The following is a 25,121-nucleotide window of genomic DNA, read 5'->3' on the forward strand; positions in this document are numbered from 1 at the left end:
AGTTTTTATTTAATTTAATGTTTTAGAGTAGATTTAGTTGCCTTTTGATTTCAAAGATTAAAATGCCTGTGGATACGGAAACATTAAGTGAGTCTATTTTGCCGCTAGTTGGTATCCTTATTAAAAAATCAGAGTTTTCTTTTATTAGCTTGTGTACGCCTTTCCCTTCATTTCCTAAAATAAGTGCAATTTTTTTGTCGTTTATTTTAATTTTGTTTATATCTTGTCCTTTAACATCACCAGTGTATATCCAAAAGCCATTTTTTTTCAAAAAATTTATTGTATTGTTTATGTTTGCCACTGTTAATTTTTTTACATATTGACTTGCACCAGAGCTAGTGCGCAAAACTGTCAAATTGTCTTTTGCGCTACGTTTTTGAGTAGTAATTACAAGATCTATGCTAAACTGTTCTGCTGTTCTAAGGATTGCTCCGAAGTTTTGGGGGTCTTCTATTCCATCTAGAAGTAAGATGAAAGCATTTTCTTTTTTTTTAAATGTTTCTAGTAAATTTTCAAAGTCTTTGGTTTGTGTTTTTACATTTTTATTTTTTTCAAGTTTTAATTTTAATGCAAATCCTCTGTGGTCTTTGTTTTTAAGAATTTTGTCAAGTTCATTTATACTTATTCTTCTTATTTTTATATTTTGTGTTTTAGCCAGTTTTTCAATTTCTTTAGTTTTTGAACTTTTTTTTGATATATAAAGTTCAAATCCTTTATTATTTTTTATGCTTTCAATTATTGAATTGGCATGAGTTATATACATATTATACTTTGAGTAAATCTATTTCATCACCATCTCTTATTTCTTTGCTCAAGCTTTCAAAAAGTTTGATAGCATTAGAATTTAAATTTTTAGGTGTTTTTATTTTGGTGATTAATATTAAGTTTCCAAACTTTTCGGTTTGAAGAATTGGCATTCCTGCGTTTTTAATTAAAATTTGTTCTTCATTTTCTATTCCTTTTGGAATTTGTATTTTGATCTCTTTTGAAGCGATTGTTTTTATTCTTACTTCTTTTCCAAGGGCTGCTTGAGTAAAGCTTATTGGAAGCATTGCGTAGAGATCTTTACCATTTCTTTTAAATATTTTATGAGATCTTATTAATATTTTTACATAAAGATCACCATATTCTTGGTTATCTGGATTAACATTTCCTTTGCCTTTCATTTTTATTTGTTGATTATTATCAATACCTGAAGGAATGTTTAATTGAATAGTTTCTTGCTTTGTAAGGCTTCCTTTTCCTTTACAAGATTTACAAGGGTTTGATATTATTTTACCTTCACCGTAGCATTTAGAACATGTTGTTGTAACTCTGAAAAATCCTCCGCCTTGTACTACTCTTCCGCTGCCATTACACATGTTACAGATTGAAGGGCTTGAACCTTTTTCGGATTTTTTTCCTAAACAAGAATGGCAGAGTATTTGTCTTGTTATGTTTATATTATTTTTGTAACCAAAGTATGCATTTTCAAGAGATATTTCTATGTTATATCCTACGTCTTCACCTTTTGCATGTTTTCTGTTTTTTTCTTGTCCTTTGTTTCCAGTAAAAAATGAATCAAAAATATCGCCAAAATCTTCAAATATATCTGAAAATCCACTAAATCCACCTGAAAACCCTTCAAATCCTCCTCCTTCAAAAGCGGAATGTCCAAATCTGTCGTATTTGGCTTTCTTATTGTCATCTATTAAAATTTCATAAGCTTGAGTAGCTTCTTTAAAGATAGAAGCGGCCTCTTCATTCCCTTGATTTCTGTCGGGGTGATATTTAATTGCTATTTTTCTATAAGCTTTTTTTATTTCATCTTTTGAGGCTCCTTTCGAGAGCCCCAAAATTTCATAATAATCTTTTTTCACTATTTTTTATCCTCGTCAACAACTTCGTAATCAGCTTCTTTGCCTTCTTCGCTTGTATTGCTTTGGGTACTATTTTCTTGTTGGCTGCTTGCATTTTGCTGAGAAGAATCTTTATACATCATTTCAGCTATCTTGTAAGAAGCTTTTTGAAGTTCTTCTGTTCTAGATTTTATAAGTGAGATGTCTTCTTTTTCAAGACTTTCTTTTAATTCTTTTATTTTATTTTCAATAGCTTCTTTGTCTTCGCTTGAAATTTTTTCAGAATATTCTTTTAATGATTTTTCTGTTTGATAAATTAAAGAATTAGCTGTATTTTTTGCTTCAATATTTTCTTTTAATTTTTTATCTTCTTCCGCATGAGCTTCTGCATCTTTTACCATGCGATCTATTTCTGATTCAGAGAGTCCCGATGATGATTCAATTCTAATTTTTTGTTCTTTTCCTGTTCCCATATCTTTTGCAGACACGTGAACTATTCCATTAGCGTCAATGTCAAAGCTGACTTCAATTTGAGGCACTCCTCTTGGTGCTGCTGGTATTCCATCAAGTATAAAATTACCAAGTATTCTATTTTGTGCTGCCATTTCACGTTCACCTTGAAGGACTTTAATATCAACAGAGGTTTGATTGTCAGCAGCTGTTGAGAATACTTGACTTTTTTTTGTAGGAATTGTAGTGTTTCGTTCAATAAGTTTAGTCATCACACCACCTAGTGTTTCTATTCCTAGTGAGAGTGGAGTAACGTCAAGGAGTACCATGTCTTTAGTTTCTCCAGTTAAAATACCACCCTGAATAGCAGCTCCAATTGCTACGGCTTCATCTGGATTTACTCCTTTGTTAGGATCTTGTCCGAATATATCTTTTACAATTTTTTGAATAGCAGGAATTCTTGTTGATCCGCCTACAAGTATTACTTCATTGATGTCAGAAGCTTTAAGTCCAGCATCTTTAATAGCTTTAAGGCATGGTTCTTTTGTTTTTTGAACTAAATGGTCTACCATTTGTTCAAATTTTGCTCTTGTTAGAGTATGTTGTAAGTGTTTTGGACCATTTGCATCTGCTGTAATAAATGGAAGATTTATTGAAGCTTCTTGTGCGCCTGAAAGTTCTATTTTAGCTTTTTCGGCTGCCTCTTTAAGTCTTTGAAGAGCCATTTTGTCGTTTGACAAATCAATAGCGCTTTCTTTTTTGAATTCTGAAATTAAATGCTTTATTATTTCATCGTCAAAATTATCGCCTCCAAGGTGTGTGTCTCCATTGGTTGACTTTACTTCAAAAACACCATCTCCAAGCTCCAATATTGAAATGTCAAATGTTCCTCCACCAAGATCGTAAACAGCAACAATTTCTTCGTGTTTTTTTTCAATTCCGTAAGCAAGAGCAGCAGCAGTTGGTTCGTTAACAATTCTTTTCACCTCAAGACCCGCTATTTTCCCAGCATCTTTTGTAGCCTGTCTTTGAGCATCGTTAAAGTAAGCAGGGACTGTAATGACAGCTTCTGTAACTTTTTCACCTAAGTAAGCCTCTGCTGTTTCTTTCATTTTTGTAAGAGTTGCTGCTGAAATCTCGGGCGGCGACATTTGCTTTTTTATATTGGAAATGTTTACTCGTGCATCGCCATTTAGTCCTTTTTCTATTTTATAAGGAACCATTTTTATTTCGCTTGCAACCTCTTCAAATCTTCTTCCCATAAATCTTTTAATAGAATAAATTGTGTTTTCTGGGTTTGTAACCATTTGGTTTTTTGCTACTTGTCCTACAAGTCTTTCGCCTTTATTTGTGTATGCAACAATAGATGGAGTGGTTCTACCTCCTTCTGAATTTTGTATTACAACTGGCTTTCCATGCTCCATTATAGCTACACATGAGTTTGTTGTTCCTAGGTCAATACCTATTATTTTGCCCATATTATAAACCTCCTTCTTTTCTAATTAATTTTTACTTTGAGCAACTTTAACTTTTGCCGTTCTTAATATTCTGTCGTTGTAGCAATAACCTTTTTGGTATACTTCCACTATTTCTGGATTTTTAAGATCTTCTTTCTCTTCAATGCTTATTGCTTCATGACGACTTGGATCAAAATTTTCACCATTTTCTCCAAATTTTTTTAAATTATATTTTTTATCAAAGATTGATAGTATTTCATTTTCAATCATACTGATTCCTGTCAATAGGTTGTCAAAATCTTTAGATTTTTTTGAAGAGTTAATAGCTCGTTCTAGGTTATCAAGAAAATTAACGACATCTTTCATTATTGTTTCATTTGCAAATTTAACAAAATTGTCTTTTTCTTTTTCTAATCTTTTTCTGAAGTTTTCAAATTCTGCTTGTTTTCTTAAATACAAATCTTTAAGATTGGAAATTTCATTTTCAAGCTCGGTAATTTTTTTATCAGAATTTACCAGATTTAAGTTTTCTTTTTTTTGAGATTTTGTATTTTTGTTATCTTGTTTGTTGGGTTTTTCGGTTTCGGTTTTAGTTTCTTTTTTTTCCATTTTCCCTCCTTTGATAAAGCATTTTATCTTTAAAAAAAATATTTTACAAATTTTTTTCTTTCTTAAAATTTACTAAAATTGATTCATTTTGATCATTTGCAAGATATATATTTTTCTTAAGCTTTTAGTAATAGTGTTGTATTGATACATATTGTTATTTGGCAAAAATGTTCGTGTGTATTTTTTTGTCAAAATAAAAAATTTTAATTTTTTTATTTATTAGAATATTTTTGGGATCATTTTTTGATTTTGTTTGTTTTTTGTGAGTTTATAGATACCCGCAATTTTAGGATATTGTTAAAATATGGATCAGTATTGGTTTTGCTAAGCTATTAAATTTTTATTGTAATTTAATGTATTATTGCTTATTATTTACCTATGAAAATAAGCATTGCTCAAACGAAATACAGAGTTTTAGATCTTGATAAATGTATTGCTGATTTTAAAATTAATTATGGTGAAGCCTTGTTAAAAGGATCAGACGTGTTAGTTTTCCCTTCTATGTTTTTAGGCAATATTAAGTATGTTGAGTTGTTTGAGCGTTCTAAATATTATCAAAATATATGTAAATTCATTGAATTTATGAAAGAACAGGTTAATGATAGAACTTTAATTGTTTTTGGTCATAGTGCTTATAAGGGTGGCAAATTTGTAGATATTATTTCTGTCATCAGTAATCATAAAGTTATTCTAACTGTATCACAATACAATTTACCCGAGTTTTTTAATTATAAGGACAATGTGTTTGCTGTATTAAATTTTGAGGATTCTTTGTTATTTGAAGAATTAAATCCTCAATTTGGTGAGAATTTAAAGAAGGCTCAGTATTTAATAGTACCATCCAAATCTTATTTCACCAGGGAAAAGAATAATCTTAGGTTAAAATTCTTTGAAAGAATTGCTGTTGAGAATAATTTGGATGTTGTTTATTCAAATTATTATGGAACTGAAGATTCTGCAGTTTATGATGGGTGTAGTTTTTTTATTAATAGTTTTGGGAAGCTAAAACAAGCTAAAGGATTTGAATTTGATTTTATATCTAATGATGCATTTCAAGATTTAAAATTTGATACATGTAATGAGCTTTTTGAAAAAATTATTTTAGCAATATCTCTTGTTTTAAGAGAATATATTTATTTTTCGGGATTTTCTAAGGTTCATTTGGGAGTATCTGGTGGTATTGATTCTGCCCTTGTTGCGTGTCTTGCATGTTTTGCTTTGGGCGCTGAGAATGTTGTTGGAATTTCTATGCCTAGTAAATTTTCATCAGTAGATTCTATTTCTGATGCCAAAGAGCTTTCTAGAAAATTAGGTTTTAAATTGATTGAAATGCCAATAAAAGACTTGTTTGAGGTAAGTAGTAGATTTTTTGAAGGGTATTTTGATGTTAAAGGCGTTACTGGAGAAAATTTACAAGCTCGATTAAGGGGACTTTTATTAATGTCTTATAGTAATTCTCAAAATTCTTTGCTTTTAAATACTGGCAATAAAAGTGAGATAGCAGTTGGTTATTGTACCCTATATGGAGATACTTGTGGGGGATTAGCTTTGATTGGAGATCTTTTTAAGAGGGAGGTTTATGATCTTGCAAAGTATATTAATGCAAAGTTTGATGAATGTATTATTCCTGTTAATATTATTTTAAAGGAACCTTCGGCTGAGTTAAGGTTTGACCAAAAAGATAGTGATTATCTTCCAGTATATGAAGTTCTTGATGATATTTTAAATAGATATTTGATTAGCAATGAATCTGTAGATTCAATTTATCTTAATTTTGAAAAAGGCATAGTCGATAAAGTTTTAAATCTTTATTTTAAAAATGAATACAAAAGAAGACAAGGAGTTCCTATAGTTAAGGTTTCTAAAAAGACCTTTGGTTTTGAACTTTCAATTCCTATTTTAAATAATATGGTTTGAAATTATGGATAGGCTTAGTTTTTTTTAAATTCTCTTTCTTTTTTAGAATTTTATTAATAGTATTTTTTACGGTAAAAATTTGAGATTTAATATCTTTTAATGTGTTTGAAAATAAAAAAAATACAATTCAAAAAAGCAATAGGATTTAAATTTTATATCATGATGCTGTTTGTATCAAAAAATTACAGAGTATTTACTTTTTAAAAGTTTAATAACAAAAGTATTTAAAGTTATTATTTGAAAGCACAAAGTGCCTTGATATTAATATAATTAAATTTGGTTAGCAATGTTGAAAATTTACTTACCAAAAAATTTAAAACAGCTTTTTAAGTTCAAATTGAATTTTTATATACTTTTAAATAAAGTAGATGAAGACTTTTAGTAATATTTATTTTTATTGAATTTAGAAGTGTTATGTGTATTACTTTTGTAATTGGAAACTATGTATGCCTGAGAAAAAAGAATTTGTGTTTAATAAATTTTTTCAGCTTTTAGTATTTAATGATCTATGAGATTGAGAATAAAAAAGTTTGGGGGGTATGGATATTTATGATTTTTATACTATTTTTAGTAAAAGTTATTTTAATTTAGAACATTTTATTTTATAAATGCTTTATTAAAAAATAGTTAATTTGTCAAAGTTATGCTTTTAGAGATGATTTTTCAATTTTAAAATTTATTATTAATAAAAGAATCGAGATAAAAATGGATTGGGATTTTGAAAAAATTATATTTTTATTAAATGAGTCAACTAGGCTTGCATTAAGTGGTTGTGATAAATTAAGTTTGGATTTTAAATCTGATGGGTCTATTGTAACTCAGGTTGATAAGCAAATTGAGCAATTCTTATCCAAAGAAATCAAAAAGCCCGGTAATTTTATTCTTGGGGAAGAAACAATATCTACTTATGGAGAAGAGTATATTAAAGATGCGTTAATGTCAAAGAATACTTTTATTATTGATCCGATTGATGGAACTTCCTCTTTTGCAGCAGGTCTTCCTTCATATGGAATATCGCTAGCTTTTGCTAGTGGTGGAAAAATTATTGAAGGAGCTATTTCTCTTCCTTTAAGCGGAGAGTTTTTTATTACCTTTCAAGACAGTGTATTTTATGCTAAAAAAAACATTGGTAGCTATCCTTTAAGAAAAGATTTTAGTAAGTTTATTTTTACCAATTCTGAATGTTATAATACCCACAGTTTGCTTGCAATTTCAAAGTCTATTATAAGGTCATTTAATCTTAATGTTTCTTCTCATATTCATATTAATGGCTCTTGTGTATATTCTTTTGCTAAACTTTTTACAGGTTCTTATAAGGCCTATTTTTCTTTTGTAGGACTTTGGGATATTGCAGCGTGTTTAGCCATTGGGGATAAATTGGGTATGGTTGGTGAATTTTATTGTGGCAATAAAATGACATTGGATATCCTAGATTCAATGTACATTTTAGAGTCTAATAATCATAAAAGATGGTCCTTGAAAGATTTTTTTATTTATTCTGATAATAAATCAACAATAGACGTTGTAAGAAAAATTGCGAATAAAAAATTTAATAAGTAAGATATTTAAAAATAACTTGAAAATAGTTATTTATGTTTTGCAGTTTTATTATTAGATTCAATGTCGAGTGTTTTGATTAGCTTATTTAAGGTCCAGCTTGAAAATTTTATGTAAAGCATTTTAATTGGATTTTTTGTATATTTTTTGAGCACTTTTAAAGATTCCATGTTCATTAAAGCTATTATTTCTTTTAATGTTTTTGGCAAATTGTTGAAAATTTTGGAACCAATCTTATGTCCTTCTAGAATAAAATTTTGAAGAGTTATTTGATCTTTTTTTTGCAAGCGTCTCATATATAATTTCAAAATACGCTCTTGCGATTTCATAATTTCTGAATTAATTTGCTCTTGTTTTTTGGTAATTTTTTTCTTATTTTCAATAACAGGTTTTTTAGGTAGAGACTTATAAGGATTTGTTCCTGGAATATAATTTTTAGGAATTTTCATATACTTATGCTCCTACTCGATTAACTAACCTATACATTTTATTATTTTTTTTGTTTTTATGCAATCAATATTGATATTTTGATTTTTTATGATTAGAATCATCATATGAAGGGGCTTTTAAAGGCGGTAGCTTTTAATTTATTACTTGGTGTTTTAATATTATTTGTTGTTATATTTTTGCAATTTAGGAATTTAAACGTAAATATATTTTTTTTAAAAGATGTAAAATTAGAAGTAAATAATAAGGTTGAAAATAGCGAATATATTTTAAATGATATTGTTGTTAATGTTAGGGGACTTAGGATACTTTTGTCCAAACTTAATCCACTTATTGTTTTAGAAACAGGGTTAAATCTTTTACCCATATCTTATAAAGTGCAAGACATGGGTATTTATGTTTATTTTGAAAATAATATTTTTCTAGGATTTTTTTTTGATTCAGAAAATAATTTTAGTATTGAATCAAATCTCTCTAAGAGCTTTTTGTTAAGCTATGAGGTTGAAGATCATTATGAAGTTTTATTAAATAAGCCTACTATTTCAATAAGGCAAGGAGAAAATTTGGAATATAAAGTCTTTTTAGGAGAAAATGTAAAAATAAGAAAAAAAGATATTTTAATTTTTCCCCAGTCAACATTTAAAATTGGAAATGCTATTTATATTGATTCGCCAAAGAAAAATATTCCAAGTTCCATTATAGAGGGTAATCAAAGCAATATATTAGATCATTCTATTATGCATTCAAAAATTAAAGAGGTGGATAGTAAAATTTTTAATGAAACTTTAAATAATTTTAGACAAAGCGCTTATGATTTTTGGAACAATCCTGTTAATTTGAATGTTTCAAGGGGGGGATGGCTTAAATACGGTGCTTATAGCTTTGATGAAAATCTAATGGTTTGTTTTTTAGCAGAATCTTTAATTAGAGGAGAGCACGAATCAATATTTTTAAAATTAGATTCTTTATTAGTTAAAAATGAACATAAACTTACTTATTTAAGTTTGAATTATTATGCTAATTCAGATCAAATTGATAAATTTTTTTCTTATTTATCAAGAAATAAAACTTTTATTGACTCTCTTGAGAAAGACAGACTTATGGTTTATTTAAAGGAAGATCCTCGTCTTTTGGAAAAAATTTTTTTATCAGAAAACGTTTCCAAGTTGGACTATGCTTTAAATCTTCTCAAAAATCCTAAAAAAATATTAAGTTCTAATTTTGATTTTAGCCAAACTTACAACATTCTATCTAATTATCTTACGTTTCTTAAGATTAGCAATGATGATTCTGTTTATTCAAGTTTTAAAAAGGAACTTTATAAATTTGTATTTACTTTATTTGGTGTTACAGATGAAGGAAAAGTGTATATTTTAAATAATAATATTAATTCATCTGATGTTGTTGAGTATGCATTAAAAATTTCTGGGGTTCTTAAAAGAATATCATCTTATTTGAAAGATAATTTAATATTAAAGCTTTCATTTAATGTGATTTATTATTCTTTAATTAGTGATTATGTTAAAGAAATTCCTTATGAAAGCTATTATTCTGATATTATTGATAATAAATACATGCCCCAATTTATCTTTATTTCTGACCGTGGATCTATCAGATGGATATATGCTGCGTCTAGGGTTTTAAATAGTGAAATTACTGATGACAAAGTTATAATTAATTTTGATCAAGAGATTAATTATTCAAACTATATATTTTTTGGAAATATATTAAATCCAACATTAGTTAGATTTAGAGAAATTGATTGGTTTACAGATTATAAGTTTTACGTATATTCTGATGGTTGGAAGTATTATCCTTTGAGTAAAATTTTGGTTATTAAAGCAACACCTAAGAAAAAGAAGATCTTTAATCTTTTATTAAGATTTGACAAAATTGCAAAAAAAATAAATATTTATGAATAAGCCTTTATTATTAGAATTAATAATTGATATTGGAAATACTAGCATTGCTTTTGCCTTATTTAAAGATAATAAAGTTGATTTATTTATTAAAATGAAGACAAATCTTATGTTAAGGTATGATGAGGCTTGTAGGTTTTTTGAAGAAAATTTTAATTTTAATGTAAATCAAGTTTTTATAAGTAGTGTTGTTCCTGTTCTTAATGGAATATTTGAAAATGTCATTTTTTCTTTTTTAAAGATAAAACCTTTGTTTATTAGTTTTGATTTGGATTATGATTTAACATTTGATCCTTACAAAAGTGGTAAATTTTTATTAGGTTCAGACGTTTTTGCAAATCTTGTGGCAGCTATTGAAAATTATTCATTGGAGAATGCTTTGGTAGTAGATCTTGGAACAGCTTGTACTATTTTTGCTGTTAGTAGGCAGGATGGAATACTTGGTGGTCTTATTAATTCTGGTCCTTTGATAAATTTTAATTCTTTATTAGATAATGCCTATCTTTTGAAGAAATTTCCCATTAGCACCCCATGTAATCTTTTAGAGAGAACTACATCTGAGAGTGTAAACAGCGGTTTGTTTTATCAATATAAATATTTAATAGAAGGTGTTTATCGTGATATTAAAAAGATGTATAGAAAAGAATTTAATTTAATAATTACTGGGGGTAATGCAAACCTGCTTTTACCATTAATTGAGTTAGAGTTTATTTTTAATATTCATTTAACTGTAGAAGGTATTAGAATTTTAGGAAATTCTATTGTCTTTTAAGTTTATTAATTAAAATATTTATTTTTATAAAGTTTTAAATTTTTTTGTTAAATAAGTTTGGGAAATTTTTTGTTTGGTGATTAAAATTATCTAAAATTGATGTGATCTCTTTATATACCTCTTCATTAATTTCTGCTTTAAATGAATTCAAGTTTGATTCTACATAACTTTCCTTGCTGAACCCCACTATAAATCCACTTAATTTTGTTTTTTTAAGCCATGAATATGTTAATTCTAAAATTGTTAAGTTGTTTCTCTTTGCTATCTTTGTAAGTTCATTTATGGTTTTTAAAGTATAAGGCCAAATTTCTTTTTTAAAAAGTATTAATTTTCCTGTTATATTATCATTAAATTTGCTTTTGTCTTTTATATTATCTTTAGATAAAAGTCCTTGAGCAATTGTTGAATATGATATGATGGCGATATTGTTGTCTTCACAGTAAGGAATTACATCTTTTTCTTTATTTCTAAATAAGGGGTTGTATCCTATTTGGTTTACGTCAATTTTGCAAACTTTTTTTATGCTTTCCATGTGTGATATTTCAAAATTACTTACACCTACATATTTTATTTTTTCTTTTGCTCTCATTTCTTCAAGAAATGATGCGATTGGTCTTAGGTCAAAATTGCTCTTGGGCCAATGGATATAGTAAATATCTATATAATCAGTTTTTAAATTTTTAAGACTTTCATTAAAGTTTTTTGTATATTCTGAAATTTCCATTGGATAGCATTTACTTGCAATTAAAATATTTTCTCTTATTGTTGGATCTTCTGATATTATTTCACCAATTATTTTTTCTGAAATTCCATTTCCATAAGCTTTTGCAGTATCAATATTTCTAATCCCGTGATCATATGCTTTTTTTAATATTTTTTTGGCGGTTTCTTTTTCAACCTGTTTAAAATATCCTCCTCCAAATTGCCAAGACCCCAAAATTAGTTTGCTATAAGTATTTATTTCTTCTTTAAGATTATTCATAGATTCTCCTTTTTATTTTATGATAAACGGCGGTTTTGTTTTAATGATTTAAGTATTTCTTATTTTAAAGGTTTTGTAAATAAAATTTTACAACTTGTCAATATTTTTTAATAATTTTTCTTTATTAAAATCTCTATTTATTCCAAATCTGGTTAAAGAGAAATCGTATTTTACAGGATCTTCTTTATTTTCTTTTGAAAAATAGCTTGTAATTTTTATTGCTTTTTTAAGATTTACGTTTTTTATTTCTTTGATTTTAAATAGTTTTGAGGCAATGCTTGTCATATGAGTGTCCATTGGTACTATAAGATTATTGGGATTAAATTTGTTCCAAATGCCCAAATCGACGTCATCTTTGCGTATCATCCATCTTAAGAATAAAAAAAGTCTTTTACAAGAACTTCCCTTTGAAGGCTTTGGAAGTAGCATCCCAAATTCTTTTCCATTTATTTTTTCCATATGCTTTATTAATTCATCTATGCTAAGTATAAAATTTTGATTTTTATAATAAATACTGTAAAGAAGATTTTCAAGTGTATGATGTTGTTCTTTTATTATTTTGAGGGTATGTAGTAGGTTTACAATGTCTTCTTCTTTAAAAAATCTATAAACAAATCCTTTAAATATTTCTTTTAAGTCTTTTTTATTTACTAGCTTAAGGTTCTCAGAAGGGGATTTGCCAAGTGGCTTGAGTATTTTCTCTATTGCTTCTAAAATTTTTTCTACTCTTCCGAGTGACAATGAAGAACTAATTAGGCCTACAAGTTCAATGTCTTCTTTTTCTTTATATCTGTATAAAAATTCTAAAGGATCAGGATGTATAAATTTTTTTTTATTATATTTTGAATATATTTCTTCTAGAAAATCATATAGTGAGTTTTTAGCTTTTATTTGCATTATTATATTTTAATAGTTCTAATAATATTTTTTTAAGCTTTTTATCGTAAAGTTTGTCTTTTGCCCATTTTCCAGTCAAATCATATATTGTTGGGGCAGATCCTCTTTCAACAAGGTAAAATCTGGGATCAACCACATTTGAGTTGATATTTTGTTTTGATGCATAAGCTTTTAAGTGTTGAATATGAGCTTTAATTCCTTCTGTAATATTGGAAAAAGAATTTCCTTTTGTAAGATTGTTAGTAGCGCCTATTCCTGAAAAATTATGTTGCTCTTTTGAGACTATTCCATTAAATTTTAGAACTCCCGTTTCTAGTAGCATTTGAGCATAAGCAATGTCGTAATTAATTCCTTCAATCAAAGACTCATCTATGTAAGTTTTAGCAATAGTATTTACATAGTTTTTGTCAAGGTCTGGATTTATTTCTAGAGTATATTTTACAAGGTCTTCAAGTTGAGTTTTTCCTCTACTTATTAGAAAGGGAATGTATTTTTCTTTTTCTATTTCAGTACTTATTTCGATTACCTCTTCATTACTATGAGCTTTATTTGTTAAAAAGATGTTAATCATTACAAATAGCAAAATTTTTTTTATCATTATTATTTTCCCTCTTCAATAAATTTATTAATTTCAGTAACTATAAAATTGAATTTTGATAGCATTGATTTTTTGTTTTTTAGAAAATTAAAACTTTTTAAATAGTTCCTGCTAAAAATAAGATCAGAAATTTCTGCAATATTATTTATGTCTATTGGCTTTATAGAATTTATATTAGTAACTTTTGTAGGGAGTTCCTTTTCATTTTCTTTTAGAATTAGTTGCAGGTTTTTTAAATTTTTTATTGTTTGTGGTTTACCTCCTATATTAATATATTTTGTTATATTTGTGTTTTTTTCAAGGATAAAATTAGCAATATTTGCTTGATTTCCCAGTGTAATTAACGTTAATTTATTAAGGTTCATTTTTGAATTTAAAAATTTTAAACTTTGGCTTGATTTTGCGAGTTCAATAATGTTTTGAATATCATTTTCATTAGATGCGATATCAGCTTTTTCATTAAAGATGTTGGCAGGTTCAATTAAATAGCTAATGCTTTTGTTGATTGCATAGCTAAATATACTTTTATGGCTGTTTTTAATAAAATCGTAGCTTTTCATATGTTTATATTTTGGTGAATATAAATAAACAATTTTGCCCTTTTTAACAAGCCTGCTGATTAAGGATTTGAACATTGAATCGTGAGAATAATAAGGAAGTATAAGCAAAATAGAATCATATAGTTTTTGGTTATCGCTAATAAAGGCTTGTTTATATACATTATTCTGCTTTGGTAAATAATTCATTTCGTTTATGAAAAAAGGATTAAATTCGTATAAAAGAAATGGATTTTGTTTTTTTAGGCCCAATATTGAGCTTACAGGATACCAAATCGATAAGCTTAAATCATTTTTGTGATCTTTAATTCTTATGAATCCGATTTGATAGCCATTGTTTTCATCTTTAGGATAATTTACAAAAAGCGCTAAGTATGAAAAAATGGTCGCAATAATAACAGTTAAAATAGAGGGCATTACAAGTATTGTTTTTAGCAAAATTGAAAAAAATATTCCTTTTGATTTTTTTACAGGTTTATTGTTACTACTGCTACGTCTTCTTCTATTTACTATTGTTTTTATGTTTTTAAAGAAGATGATTATCATAAAGATTAAGAATATACTGCCAATATACAACATTAATGGTTTGATTTCTGTGAAATATAAAGTTATTACAAAAAATGTACCCGGTAATATTATGAAGTAGTCTTCATAAGTAAATTCTTTTTTAAAATTAAATAAATTTACTATTAAAAATATGCTAAAACTAGTTAAGAAAATGAGTTCATAAATTTGCGTATCCATAAAAATAATTTTTCCTTAAATAATTATAAGCATAAAAGTGCTTTTTCCAAAATAGGCTACAGAATTGCTTATTTAATAGCGTTAATTTAACAATAATTTTAGATTTAAGGGGAGAGCTTTGATTAATAAAGTTTAGTTTTGTTTAATATAAAATGTTGTGCTAAAATAAATTATGTTTACAGGCGAAAGGTAGTAACATATGGTCGGAACCTTTTTAGGAACTGGAGCTTCAAGTGGTGTTCCTATGTTAAATTGTAACTGTAGAGTCTGTGCTTCAAGTTTTAGCAAAAATAAAAGATTGAGAAGTTCTTTTTTTCTTAGGCTATCTTCTGGCATCAAATTGTTGATTGATACAGGTCCTGATATTAGGCAACAACTCTTAAGAGAAAATATCGATAAGCTTGATTTGGTGCTGTACACCCATGAGCATTATGATCATATTATGGGTTTTGATGATATTAAGTTTTATACACGAAATGCTCCTTTAAACATTTATGCTAGAGATACTGCCATGGTTCACATAATGAATGCTTTTTCGCATAATTTTTCATCCAAACCTTCTGTAAGTGGAAAGGCAGATGTTATTCCTAATGTGGTTAGAGATTTTGAGCCCATTTTTTTTAAAGGTTTAAAGATAATACCAATTCCCTTGATTCATGGAGAGATAGTTAGTTTGGGTTATAGGGTAGGCAATTTAGCGTATCTTACTGATGTTAAATTTATTCCCGAAGAGTCCTATGATTATTTGAAAAATTTAGATCTACTTATAATAGATGCTATGAGGATTAAACCTCATCCTGCTCATCTAAATTTTTCAGAGGCTATTTGTGAGGTTAAAAAAATCAATCCCAAAATTTCTTACTTTACACATATTGCACACGATATAATGCATGAAGAATTTGATTATTTAGAAAAAGACAATATCTATTTGGCTTATGATGGATTAAAGATTTATATTTGATTTAAGCTTAGAGAGGATTTATGAAATTAATTTCATGGAATGTAAATGGAATTAGAGCTGTTTTAAAAAAAGGTTTTCTTGAATTTGTAAAAGAATATGCTCCAGATATTTTATGTGTTCAAGAAACTAAAGCTTTAAGAGAACAGTTGCCAAAGGATTTAATTCTTGAAAATTATTATTCTTATTTTTCAAAGTCAAAGATTAAAGGTTATAGTGGCGTTTGTATTTACTCCAAAGTTGAGCCTATTGCTGTAAATTTTCTTGGAAAAGAAATTTTTGACAATGAAGGCAGAGGTCTAATAGCCTACTACAATGACTTTGTATTGATTAATAGCTATTTTCCTAATTCTCAGGCTTTAAGAAGAAGGCTTGTTTATAAACTTGATTTTTTATCTTATGTTGAGAATCTTATAGATTCTCTTGTAAATGACGGAAAAAATGTAATAATTTGTGGTGATTTTAATATTGCTCATACCGAGATTGACCTTATAAATCCTGATTCTAATAGAGACTCTCCCGGATATTATATTGAAGAAACGATGTGGCTGGATAGTTTCTTGAACAAAGGATATGTAGATACATTTAGGATATTTAATAAGGAGCCTGGTTATTATACTTGGTGGAGTTATAGAACAGGAGCTAGGGAGAAAAATATGGGCTGGAGAATTGATTATTTTATTGTTAATGAATTTTTTAAGAGAAATGTTAAAAAATCTCTAATTTTAGACAAAGTAATAGGAAGTGATCATTGTCCTGTTTTTTTAGAGTTGGCTGATGCAGTTAGTTAAAGGGAGGAAGCTAGATTGAAAAAAAACATTGCAATTTTTTATTTAATATTTATTGTTACTTTTAGTTTTGGCATTGATTTAAATGATTTTGATTTTTACCGTAGTCTTGAAAAGGAAGAATTGATCTTTCTTATTAATTTGCTAAAAAGAGAGCAACTTACTTTGGCAAATAGTTGTGCTTTAGAGTATATTGAGTTAGCTTATAAGGCGTTAAAAGAAAAAAATATAAATTCATTATTAAAAAATGACAAAGAATTAGTAGTAGATAGCAATATTAAGCATTTAAGACAATCTAAGACTTACAATAATACAAGGCTTATTTTTAACGCTACAAAGGATTTAAATACTTTAGTTCATATTGGCAAGGATGGGCTTTTAAAGACTTTAGATGGAAGGAATGTAGGTGTTAAGAATAATAAATTTATTATTTTAGATTCTTTTTTAAATAACTATTTTTATGATGATGTATCAAATGAATATACTACTATTGAAATTTATAATAAAAGCATTTTAAAGCCCAATTTAAATAAATTTCTTTTAGATAATCGATCAAATCCTTTTGTTTATCTTGAAGATTTTAATAAAAACGTTTACTTAAATGATATTCCAAAATTAAGCAAAGAAGAGTTGTTGTTTTTGTTTTACGAACTATTTCCAGTTTCTAAGCTAAGGAGTTTAAAAGATTGGAATGATTTTGGATTTTCATCTATTTTAAAAGCATTAAATAAAATTTATTCTGAAAAAATAAATTCAAGAAGAGGGAGTAGTGCAAATGAATTATCAAAAAATTAAAAATTATTGTAAATTTACAAGTATTTTACTATTTTTTTTGTTTTCCTGTGTTTCTAATGAGTTAAAGTTAGATAAAAGTTTGGTAAGGGGAAAGCTTGTTAATGGACTGAGGTATTATATTTATAAAAATCAAACCCCAAAGAATGCTGTTAATATGGGAATTGTTTTTAATGTAGGTTCTCTTAATGAAGAAGATAATGAAAGGGGCATAGCTCATTATCTTGAACATATGGCTTTTAATGGTACAAAAGATTATCCAGGGAATTCTATTGTTGATGTTCTTAAAAAATTTGGAATGCAATTTGGTGCTGATATTAATGCGGCTACTAGTTTTGATTTCACTTATTATAGGCTTGATTTGTCAGACGGTAATAATAAAGATGAAATTGATGAATCTATGAATATTTTGAAGAACTGGGCTTCTCAAATCAGTTTCATGAAAGAAGAAATAGATCTTGAGCGCAATATTATTATTGAGGAAAAAAAGCTTGGTGAAACTTATCCTAGAAGGATTTATGAAAAAATGTATAAGTTTTTGACAAGTGGAAGTATTTATGAATTAAGAGATCCTATTGGACTTGAAGAGCAGATTTTGTCGTTTCAGGCAGAAGATTTCAAAAAATTTTATAGAAAGTGGTATAGGCCAGAACTTGCAAGTGTTATTGTGGTAGGAGATATTGATCCTATAGAAATTGAAGAGAAAATAAAAAAACAATTTATTTCTTGGGAAAATCCAACTGATAAAATTAAAAAGGTAAAAGTAAATTTAGATGTAAAGCTTAAAGATAAGTTTTTACTTTTAGAAGATTTAGAAGTAGGGGAACCCGGTTTAATGTTCTTTAAAAAGGATATTGTTAACCTTGTTCGAACTAAAGATGACGTTTTAAATGACCTTAAAAGGTCTTTATTGGCGGCTCTTTTTGAAAACAGATTTTCTGAATTAAAGACCGCTGGTGTAAAGCATTTTAAAAATGTTTCAAATAAAGATTTTTTTTCATTTAAATCAGACAACAATATTATTGTTGCAAGATCGATTTCCTTAAGCTTTAATCCAGATTATTTGAACGAAGGAATAGAAGATTTTTTTTATGAGCTTGAGAGAATAAGAAAATTTGGATTTACCCAGGGTGAGTTTGAAAAAATTAAATCTCAATTTTTCAAATCTTTGGAATTAAGAAAAAAGAATATAAATAAAACAAATTCATGGACCATTTTTCAAGATTTAATAGATATTGCTATTGATGGTTCTAATAAATTCGATATGAGTGAATATTGTGATCTTTCTGTTCAATATTTGGAAAAAATTGATTTAAAGACAATAAATAATCTTGTAGAAAAAGAGTTTGATGTGGAAAATTGTGCAATTTTTTATTCTTACTATGGGAAAGTACATCCTACTTTGGCTTTTGAAGATATTGATAATCTCCAAAAGATAGCTTTAAAAAGAGAATTTAAGTCTTATGAAAATTCTTCAATTGAAGGTAAATTCTTTAATAAGTCTTTAGATAGTAAAGATATTATTAAAGAAAATAAGTTTGAAAATGAAATTTCATCATTTATTCTTGAAAATGGGGTTGAAGTTTATTTTAAATATAATGATCAAAAAAAAGGTGTAATTGATTTTAGTGCAACTTCTTGGGGCGGTTTACTCAATGAGGATTCAAGGCTTATTCCTGTGCTATCTTTTGCGCCTAGGGTAGTATCTGGTTCCGGATATGGTGATTATTCTGCATTACAGATTGAAAAATATTTATCAAATAAAGCTGTTTCTTTGAGTGTTGCTGTTGGGGCTCAAGAATCATATATTGCTGGAAGTTCAGATAAAAAAGATCTTGAAACTCTTTTTGAGCTTATATATTTTACTTTTAAAGAACCCAAAATAGATGATGTTTTTTTGCAAAATGCTATTAATAATATAAAAGCGTTAATAAAAAGCAATGAGAATAGTTCTAATTATCATTTTAAAAAAGCTATTAGTAAATTTTTAAACAATAATGATCCTAGATTTAGAGATGTAAAAGATAGTGATTTGCAATATTTTACAAAAGAAAATATTTTATCTTTTTATAAGAAAAGGTTTACTTATGCAAATAATTTTAAGTTTGTCTTTGTTGGAGACTCAGATATTCAAACAATAAAAGCTTATTCTAAGAAATATTTGGGTAATCTTGACTTTAAAAAAATAAGCGAATACAAAGATTTAGATTATTCTTACAGTAAAAATTTTAATAAAATAATTGTAAGAAAGGGAAAAAATTCAACTAGCTTTGCGTATGTAGTTTATCCTTTTAAATTTAATTATTTAGCAGAGACCTCATTAAATTTAAATGCTTTAGCGGATCTTTTAACGGATGGCCTTATAAAAAATATTAGAGAAAAAATGTCTAGTGTTTATGCAATTCAGGCTTCTTTTGATTCCAATTTAAGGAAAAATGCAGATTCTGATGGCATTTTGTCTATATTTTTTACTACTGAGCCTAAGGAGCTGGATAATGTTTTAAATTCTATTAATAGCTATATGAGCGAAAGGCAAAAAATAGATTTTAATGATAAAGATTTTTCTTATGTTAAGAAAAATTATATTAAAAATACAAAAATAAATTCAGAGAAGAATAGTTATTGGATTTCAAATATATTGGCATCATTATCCTGGTATGAAGTATTCAAAAATAATTTTGGCGTTAAGTTTGTAGAGACAAATTTAAGCAAAGATTTGATAAATGAATTTTTTAAGAAAATTAATCTTGACGAAAGAGCAGAAATATTATTAATACCCGAATAGCTTATTCTATTTGAAACAAAACCCTTGCTTTCTAAGTTTATTAGAAAGCAAGTTAAATGCGATTTTTTTAACGAGACATCCTCTAGGGGAATCGAACCCCTCTTGCCAGGATGAAAACCTGGAGTCCTGACCGATAGACGAAGAGGACAAAAGTGAGCTCAGTAGGACTCGAACCTACGACAAACGCCTTAAAAGGGCGCTGCTCTACCACCTGAGCTATGAGCCCAAAAGTCATTTTATGACCATCAAAAGTAATGATATATTTAATTTCCAATAATGTCAAGTTAAATTGGCATAAAATTAGCAATTTATACCAAAAAGATACTTAACAATTTGAGCTGCACAGGACTTGAACCTGTAACCAACGGATTAAGAGTCCGATGCTCTACCACTTGAGCTAGCAGCCCGATTTATTAATTTGCTAACAATAAGAATAAGTTTTTATAAATTGAATGTCAAGGCGTATTGCTGCTTTTTTTTAATTCTTCTAGTAAATTTTTTGCTTCTAGATTATTAGGATAGATTGTAAGAAGTTTAATTAGTGCCTCTTTTGCTAATATTTTATTTTTTGCATTTATTCTTGATCTTGCTAATTTTATTAATAGGTTTTGGTTATTAGGAGCAAATCGTAATGCATTTTCGTATGCAAAATCCGCTTCATTATATCTTTTTAGTTCATAGAAAGAATCTGCAATCAAATTATAAACTTTTATTATTCTTGCTCCTTTAGAATCAAGACTAATATATTCTTGAAAATATTTTAATGCATTTTCATAATTTTTTTGGAAAAAATAAGCTTCTCCTAGTGCTTGAATAATTCTTATGTCATATTTTTTAATACCAAGGCCTATAATAGCCTCTTTTTCGGCTCTTTTGTATTCTCCTATAGCTATTAAACTCCATATCAATATTGTCCTAGCATCTAAGTTACTAGGATTTAACCGAATTTCTTCTAATGTGTTTAAAATAGCTTCTTTAAATTTTCCTTCTTTATAAAGAAGGAAAGAGTCTTCTTTATCTTTAAGTTGTGATTGTCCGAATAATAATCTTGAATTGGATAGCAGAATTAAAGTTATTTGTAATAGAAAAAAAAATCTCATTCTTCAAAATCCTCCATTTCGCAATTCCCTTTAAATATTGCTCCAGAATCAATAAAAAGTTCTTTGGTTTTAATGTTTCCTATTAATTTTCCAGTTTTGTAGATTTTAATTGTTTCTAACGCCTCAATATTTCCTTTTATTTTGCCATGATTTAGTAAATGTTGGCATTTTATTTCTGCTTCAACATTAGCTTTTTCCCTTAGATAGATTGAGTTTGATGAGTTTATAAAGCCCTTAAGCTTTCCTTCTATTATTATTGGCTTATTACTTTCAATATATCCTTCAAATTCAAAATTTTTTTTTATTACATTTTGAGTGCTACTTTCTTCGAATTCTAAGCTATCTATGCTCATTAAAACCTCTAAAAATGAATGCTTTAACATATAAGCATTCATTTTTGATTGAATTTTTTATAAAAATGGTTTTTTTATTATTATTTAATCGTTTCTTCTTTGGCCCAAAAATCTTAAAAGATATAAAAATAAATTTATAAAATCTAAATAAAGCTTAAGTGATGCTACAACTGCCATTCTATTTTTTATTTCAGTATCGTCTTGAAGCATGTTATCCATTTTAGCAATATTTTGAACGTCATAAGCTGTGAGTCCTGTGAATATGATTACGCCCAAAATAGATATAAGGAAATTAAGGCCTGAGCTTCTAAAAAACATATTAACAAGAGATGCGATAATGATTCCCCATAAGCCCATTATCATATAGCTTCCCATTTTTGTTAGATCTGTTGTTGTGGTGTATCCGTAAACAGACATTCCAAGGAATGTTCCAGCAGTAATTCCAAATGTGAATACTATTGATCCTTGTGTATAAATCATAAATATAGAAGATAATGTTACTCCTGTTAGTGCTGAGTAGAGCAAGAAAAGAGCTATTGCGGTATTGCTTGATATTTTATTAAGAGCACCGCTTATTGCATATACAAGTCCAAATTGTATAAGTATTATAGTCATAAATGACATTGGATTTGAGAATATCATTGCTTTGATTGTTTGATTTTCTGAGGTTGCATATGCAAACATTGCTGAAATTAAAAGTCCAATTGACATAAGCCCAAAAACTTTGGCTAAAAACTTGTTTTTTATTAATATCTCTTGTTTTTCTTGTGTTAAATCGATCATAATAAAGCCTCCTTATTATTAATATTAATTATTAAGATTTGTTTTGATCGTTAAATTTTTTGCGAAGTTCATCAAATATAGCGCTTGGAACTTTTCCATATTTTAAGAATTCCATTGAGAATTCTGCTTTTCCTTGGGTAGAGGATCTAAGGACTGTTGAAAACCCAAACATTTCGCTTAAAGGCACTTCAGCCTCAACTTTTGAAAAACTTCCATCTTCTAGTGAACCCGTTATTATTCCTCTTCTTTGGTTTAAAAGTCCAAACATATTTCCTTGGAATTCAGTAGGCCCTTCAAGGGTAACTTTCATTATTGGCTCAAGGATTGTAGGCTTTGCTTTTTCGTAAGCTTCTCTAAAAGCACCAATTGCTGCTAATTGGAATGCAATATCAGATGAGTCAACAATGTGATATTGGCCATCATTGATTGTAATTTTTATATCAACTATTGGAAAACCAATTAATGTCCCTTTTTCCATTGCCTTTTGGAATCCTTTGTCACATGACGGGATGTATTCTGTTGGAATTACTCCCCCTTTTATCAGATTAACAAATTCGTATGTTTCTCCTTCTTTATTAAGAGGCTCCATAAACCCGGCAACTCGTCCAAACTGACCAGCTCCTCCAGATTGTTTTTTATGAGTATAGTTGAATTCAGCTTTTCCCGTAATTGTTTCTCTATATGCTACTTGAGGCATTCCGGTTTCAACTTCTGCTTTGAATTCTCTTTTCATTCTTTCGATATAAACCTCTAAGTGTAGTTCTCCCATGCCTTGAATTATTGTTTCATTTGATTCAATATCAACATAAGTTTTAAATGTTGGATCTTCTTTTGTAAATCTCCCAAGAGCTTTAGCCATATTGTCAGCAGATTTTTTGTCTTTCGGTTTTACAGAAAGAGAAATTACTGGGTCTGGAATAAACATTGATGTCATTGAATAGCTGATCGACGGATCGCAAAATGTATCTCCTGATGCACATTCTATTCCAAATAAAGCAACAATGTCGCCACTTCCTCCAAATTCAATATCTTCTGTATTATTAGCATGCATTCTGATAAGTCTTCCGACTTTGAATTTTTTAGAAGTTCTTGAGTTGATAAGTTCTTGTCCTTTTTTTAAGGTTCCTTGATATATTCTGACATAGGTTAATTGACCGTATTGTCCGTCTTCAAGTTTAAATGCAAGAGCAACAGTTGGGAGATCGTTGTCAATTTTAAGATCGATTTCTTTTTCATTATTATTAAGGTCAAGAGCGGTGTTTTTTATATCATGAGGGGATGGTAAAAATCTGGTTACAGCATCTAAGAGTAATTGTACCCCTTTATTTTTATAAGCAGACCCCATAAATACAGGGCATAATTTTAAAGCCAATGTTCCTGTTCTAATTGCATTATATATTATTTCAACAGGGACATCTTTTCCTTCCATGTGCAATTCCATAAGCTCATCATTAAAGTCGGCAAGAGCGTCAAGCATTATTTCTCGTTTATTTTTTGCTTCTTCTAAGATATCTGAGGGTATTTCTTTTTCTATTATTTCGGTTCCATCTTTTCCTTCAAAATAGTAAGCTTTCATTAATACAAGGTCTACAACTCCAATATGTTTGTCTTCTAATCCAATTGGGATTTGCATTAAAACGGAGTTTAAGTCAAGTTTTGATCTTAGTTGATCTTTTACATTGTAAGGATTTGCTCCAGTTTTATCGCATTTGTTTACAAATGCAAGGCGAGGTACGCTATATCTTTTAAGTTGACGATCAACGGTTATTGATTGGGATTGAACTCCTGCAACAGAATCAAGAACCAATATTGCTCCGTCAAGCACCCTAAGAGATCTTTCAACTTCAATTGTAAAATCTACGTGACCTGGTGTGTCAATAATATTTATTGGAAAATCTTTCCATTCAACGTGAGTTGCAGCTGATGCTATTGTGATTCCTCTTTCTCTTTCAAGTTCCATTGAGTCCATTGTTGCGCCAACTCCATCTTTGCCTTTTACTTCGTGAATTGCATGAATTTTATTGCAATAAAAAAGAATTCGTTCCGTAAGAGTAGTTTTTCCTGAGTCGATGTGAGCGCTAATACCGATGTTTCGTAATTTATTGTAGTCCATTAGACATTATCCCTCCTGATGATATGTGAGTAAAAGATTAACTATCTTAGTAATTTTACAAAATTTTTTTTTAAAAATCTATCTTATATCATTTTATGTTATTAAATCTTTTAAAATTTGAACTATTTAAGAACATATTTGTAGTTTGCTTGATTAAAGTTGTATTAATGTATATCCTTATATTAGGGAATATATCATTTAGTAGATTTTGATTTTATTGATTAAACTTTTTATTTAGTGAATTAACTCTTACTTTATTATTATACTCCTAAAATAATTATTTGGAGGAATTTGAGTTGGAAACTTTAACAATATCTAATGAATTAAGCAAAATATCGCAAGTAGGTTATGATTCTTCTGTGTCTGAGCTTTCTGTATTTTTTAAGGATGGAAGAGCTTATAAATATTTTAAGATTGAACCAAGACATTTTAGTGTAATATCTAAACTTATTGAGGACAAAAGATCAGTTGGTAAATATTTAACAGAAAATATATTTAACAAGTATGACCAAGAAAAGCTTTAATTTGTTTTTTTAGATAGTATAAAAGCCCTTTTGTTTTTAAACAGGAGGGCTTATTTATAGTTAGCTTGCAGAGTGATAAGTTTTATTCTATTTATTCTATAATCATCAATATGATTTGTTTAATTTTAAAGTTTAATAGTGTTGAAGTTTTATATTTTGATTATTATTAAATTTAGTGCTA

Annotated in this window: 21 protein-coding genes, 2 tRNA genes and 1 pseudogene; 9 read left to right on the plus strand and 15 right to left on the minus strand. The window is 28.0% G+C overall.

All coding sequences use genetic code 11. From position 1 onward, the window contains the following. Window positions 1-22: 22 nt before the first annotated feature. From rlmB to grpE, 4 genes are read right to left on the minus strand one after another with little or no spacing between them, the layout of a single operon-like run. The gene (rlmB, locus tag QIA27_RS03100) at window positions 23-763 is read right to left on the minus strand and encodes a 23S rRNA (guanosine(2251)-2'-O)-methyltransferase RlmB (RefSeq protein WP_301403581.1); all 741 of its coding nucleotides are present in this window, start codon (window positions 761-763) and stop codon (window positions 23-25) included. Between the two features lies 1 nt (window position 764). After that, the gene (gene dnaJ / locus QIA27_RS03105) at window positions 765-1,859 is read right to left on the minus strand and encodes a molecular chaperone DnaJ (protein WP_301353808.1); all 1,095 of its coding nucleotides are present in this window, start codon (window positions 1,857-1,859) and stop codon (window positions 765-767) included. Next, window positions 1,859-3,766 carry a molecular chaperone DnaK gene (gene dnaK / locus QIA27_RS03110; RefSeq protein ID WP_301353809.1) on the minus strand — a complete coding sequence of 636 codons (1,908 nt, stop codon included), beginning with the start codon at window positions 3,764-3,766 and terminating at the stop codon, window positions 1,859-1,861. The genes dnaJ and dnaK overlap by 1 nt, the downstream gene beginning before the upstream one ends. Window positions 3,767-3,790: 24 nt before the next feature. Further along, a complete protein-coding gene (gene grpE, locus QIA27_RS03115; protein WP_301353811.1) occupies window positions 3,791-4,354 on the minus strand; it encodes a nucleotide exchange factor GrpE in 564 nt (187 codons plus the stop codon). A gap of 378 nt (window positions 4,355-4,732) precedes the next feature. On the opposite strand from grpE, the gene nadE reads away from it, so the two are divergent. Both nadE and QIA27_RS03125 read left to right on the plus strand, forming a co-directional pair. Then, window positions 4,733-6,271 carry an NAD(+) synthase gene (gene nadE / locus QIA27_RS03120; protein WP_301403582.1) on the plus strand — a complete coding sequence of 513 codons (1,539 nt, stop codon included), beginning with the start codon at window positions 4,733-4,735 and terminating at the stop codon, window positions 6,269-6,271. 705 nt (window positions 6,272-6,976) lie between these two features. Beyond that, window positions 6,977-7,831, plus strand: a complete 855-nt coding sequence (locus QIA27_RS03125) for an inositol monophosphatase family protein (RefSeq protein ID WP_301353814.1) — start codon at window positions 6,977-6,979, stop codon at window positions 7,829-7,831. Between the two features lie 26 nt (window positions 7,832-7,857). Here QIA27_RS03125 and QIA27_RS03130 read toward each other — a convergent pair whose 3' ends face one another. Then, the gene (locus QIA27_RS03130; protein WP_301403583.1) at window positions 7,858-8,277 is read right to left on the minus strand and encodes a hypothetical protein; all 420 of its coding nucleotides are present in this window, start codon (window positions 8,275-8,277) and stop codon (window positions 7,858-7,860) included. A 105-nt stretch (window positions 8,278-8,382) separates the two neighbouring features. Between QIA27_RS03130 and QIA27_RS03135 the strand changes: the two genes are divergently transcribed. Then, the gene (locus QIA27_RS03135; RefSeq protein ID WP_301403584.1) at window positions 8,383-10,197 is read left to right on the plus strand and encodes a hypothetical protein; all 1,815 of its coding nucleotides are present in this window, start codon (window positions 8,383-8,385) and stop codon (window positions 10,195-10,197) included. Next, window positions 10,190-10,979, plus strand: a pseudogene (locus tag QIA27_RS03140) (type III pantothenate kinase). Before QIA27_RS03135 ends, QIA27_RS03140 begins: the two are co-directional and overlap by 8 nt. 21 nt (window positions 10,980-11,000) lie before the next feature. On the opposite strand, the gene QIA27_RS03145 reads toward QIA27_RS03140, so the two are convergent. The 4 genes from QIA27_RS03145 to QIA27_RS03160 all read right to left on the minus strand — a co-directional run bounded on the left by QIA27_RS03145 (window position 11,001) and on the right by QIA27_RS03160 (window position 14,744). After that, window positions 11,001-11,948, minus strand: a complete 948-nt coding sequence (locus tag QIA27_RS03145) for an aldo/keto reductase (RefSeq protein WP_301386421.1) — start codon at window positions 11,946-11,948, stop codon at window positions 11,001-11,003. 87 nt (window positions 11,949-12,035) lie between these two features. After that, window positions 12,036-12,845 carry a TIGR02757 family protein gene (locus QIA27_RS03150; RefSeq protein WP_301386422.1) on the minus strand — a complete coding sequence of 270 codons (810 nt, stop codon included), beginning with the start codon at window positions 12,843-12,845 and terminating at the stop codon, window positions 12,036-12,038. Next, window positions 12,829-13,443 carry a glucosaminidase domain-containing protein gene (locus tag QIA27_RS03155; protein ID WP_301353820.1) on the minus strand — a complete coding sequence of 205 codons (615 nt, stop codon included), beginning with the start codon at window positions 13,441-13,443 and terminating at the stop codon, window positions 12,829-12,831. The genes QIA27_RS03150 and QIA27_RS03155 overlap by 17 nt, the downstream gene beginning before the upstream one ends. Before the next feature lie 2 nt (window positions 13,444-13,445). Further along, window positions 13,446-14,744 (minus strand): hypothetical protein, encoded by a 1,299-nt coding sequence (locus QIA27_RS03160; RefSeq protein ID WP_301403585.1) that lies wholly within the window; start codon window positions 14,742-14,744, stop codon window positions 13,446-13,448. Window positions 14,745-14,943: 199 nt separating this feature from the next. Here QIA27_RS03160 and QIA27_RS03165 point away from each other — a divergent pair, with 199 nt between their 5' ends. From QIA27_RS03165 to QIA27_RS03180, 4 genes are read left to right on the plus strand one after another with little or no spacing between them, the layout of a single operon-like run. Then, complete coding sequence (locus tag QIA27_RS03165) at window positions 14,944-15,705, plus strand: MBL fold metallo-hydrolase (RefSeq protein WP_301353822.1); 762 nt, start codon at window positions 14,944-14,946, stop codon at window positions 15,703-15,705. Between the two features lie 20 nt (window positions 15,706-15,725). Then, on the plus strand, window positions 15,726-16,493 hold the full coding sequence (xth, locus tag QIA27_RS03170; protein ID WP_301403586.1) for an exodeoxyribonuclease III: 768 nt from the start codon (window positions 15,726-15,728) through the stop codon (window positions 16,491-16,493). A gap of 15 nt (window positions 16,494-16,508) precedes the next feature. Continuing rightward, a complete protein-coding gene (locus tag QIA27_RS03175) occupies window positions 16,509-17,285 on the plus strand; it encodes a hypothetical protein (RefSeq protein ID WP_301353825.1) in 777 nt (258 codons plus the stop codon). Next, window positions 17,266-20,067 carry a M16 family metallopeptidase gene (locus tag QIA27_RS03180; RefSeq protein WP_301403587.1) on the plus strand — a complete coding sequence of 934 codons (2,802 nt, stop codon included), beginning with the start codon at window positions 17,266-17,268 and terminating at the stop codon, window positions 20,065-20,067. The genes QIA27_RS03175 and QIA27_RS03180 overlap by 20 nt, the downstream gene beginning before the upstream one ends. A gap of 153 nt (window positions 20,068-20,220) precedes the next feature. On the opposite strand, the gene QIA27_RS03185 is transcribed toward QIA27_RS03180, so the two are convergent. The 6 genes from QIA27_RS03185 to fusA form a co-directional block, all read right to left on the minus strand. Further along, window positions 20,221-20,293 (minus strand) — tRNA-Lys (locus tag QIA27_RS03185). Between the two features lie 108 nt (window positions 20,294-20,401). Beyond that, window positions 20,402-20,474, minus strand: a tRNA-Lys gene (locus QIA27_RS03190). 48 nt (window positions 20,475-20,522) lie between these two features. Then, complete coding sequence (locus QIA27_RS03195) at window positions 20,523-21,167, minus strand: tetratricopeptide repeat protein (RefSeq protein ID WP_301353827.1); 645 nt, start codon at window positions 21,165-21,167, stop codon at window positions 20,523-20,525. Beyond that, complete coding sequence (locus QIA27_RS03200; protein ID WP_301403588.1) at window positions 21,164-21,562, minus strand: bactofilin family protein; 399 nt, start codon at window positions 21,560-21,562, stop codon at window positions 21,164-21,166. Before QIA27_RS03200 ends, QIA27_RS03195 begins: the two co-directional genes overlap by 4 nt. Window positions 21,563-21,604: 42 nt before the next feature. Further along, a complete protein-coding gene (locus tag QIA27_RS03205) occupies window positions 21,605-22,303 on the minus strand; it encodes a Bax inhibitor-1/YccA family protein (protein WP_301353831.1) in 699 nt (232 codons plus the stop codon). 31 nt (window positions 22,304-22,334) lie between these two features. Next, window positions 22,335-24,416: an elongation factor G gene (gene fusA, locus QIA27_RS03210; RefSeq protein ID WP_301353832.1), complete on the minus strand. Its 2,082-nt coding sequence runs from the start codon at window positions 24,414-24,416 to the stop codon at window positions 22,335-22,337. Window positions 24,417-24,712: 296 nt separating this feature from the next. Here fusA and QIA27_RS03215 point away from each other — a divergent pair, with 296 nt between their 5' ends. Further along, complete coding sequence (locus QIA27_RS03215) at window positions 24,713-24,940, plus strand: KTSC domain-containing protein (RefSeq protein WP_004789464.1); 228 nt, start codon at window positions 24,713-24,715, stop codon at window positions 24,938-24,940. The last annotated feature ends 181 nt before the right edge of the window (window positions 24,941-25,121 follow it).

Source organism: [Borrelia] tanukii (assembly GCF_030439725.2).
Lineage (GTDB): Bacteria > Spirochaetota > Spirochaetia > Borreliales > Borreliaceae > Borreliella > Borreliella tanukii.

Coding starts and splice junctions, on each gene's coding strand:
- rlmB (WP_301403581.1), bottom strand. CDS start 763: ATGTATATAACTCATGCCAATTCAATAATTGAAAGCATAAAAAATAAT.
- dnaK (WP_301353809.1), bottom strand. CDS start 3,766: ATGGGCAAAATAATAGGTATTGACCTAGGAACAACAAACTCATGTGTA.
- grpE (WP_301353811.1), bottom strand. CDS start 4,354: ATGGAAAAAAAAGAAACTAAAACCGAAACCGAAAAACCCAACAAACAA.
- nadE (WP_301403582.1), top strand. CDS start 4,733: ATGAAAATAAGCATTGCTCAAACGAAATACAGAGTTTTAGATCTTGAT.
- QIA27_RS03125 (WP_301353814.1), top strand. CDS start 6,977: ATGGATTGGGATTTTGAAAAAATTATATTTTTATTAAATGAGTCAACT.
- QIA27_RS03130 (WP_301403583.1), bottom strand. CDS start 8,277: ATGAAAATTCCTAAAAATTATATTCCAGGAACAAATCCTTATAAGTCT.
- QIA27_RS03135 (WP_301403584.1), top strand. CDS start 8,383: ATGAAGGGGCTTTTAAAGGCGGTAGCTTTTAATTTATTACTTGGTGTT.
- QIA27_RS03145 (WP_301386421.1), bottom strand. CDS start 11,948: ATGAATAATCTTAAAGAAGAAATAAATACTTATAGCAAACTAATTTTG.
- QIA27_RS03150 (WP_301386422.1), bottom strand. CDS start 12,845: ATGCAAATAAAAGCTAAAAACTCACTATATGATTTTCTAGAAGAAATA.
- QIA27_RS03155 (WP_301353820.1), bottom strand. CDS start 13,443: ATGATAAAAAAAATTTTGCTATTTGTAATGATTAACATCTTTTTAACA.
- QIA27_RS03160 (WP_301403585.1), bottom strand. CDS start 14,744: ATGGATACGCAAATTTATGAACTCATTTTCTTAACTAGTTTTAGCATA.
- QIA27_RS03165 (WP_301353822.1), top strand. CDS start 14,944: ATGGTCGGAACCTTTTTAGGAACTGGAGCTTCAAGTGGTGTTCCTATG.
- xth (WP_301403586.1), top strand. CDS start 15,726: ATGAAATTAATTTCATGGAATGTAAATGGAATTAGAGCTGTTTTAAAA.
- QIA27_RS03180 (WP_301403587.1), top strand. CDS start 17,266: ATGAATTATCAAAAAATTAAAAATTATTGTAAATTTACAAGTATTTTA.
- QIA27_RS03195 (WP_301353827.1), bottom strand. CDS start 21,167: ATGAGATTTTTTTTTCTATTACAAATAACTTTAATTCTGCTATCCAAT.
- QIA27_RS03200 (WP_301403588.1), bottom strand. CDS start 21,562: ATGAATGCTTATATGTTAAAGCATTCATTTTTAGAGGTTTTAATGAGC.
- QIA27_RS03205 (WP_301353831.1), bottom strand. CDS start 22,303: ATGATCGATTTAACACAAGAAAAACAAGAGATATTAATAAAAAACAAG.
- fusA (WP_301353832.1), bottom strand. CDS start 24,416: ATGGACTACAATAAATTACGAAACATCGGTATTAGCGCTCACATCGAC.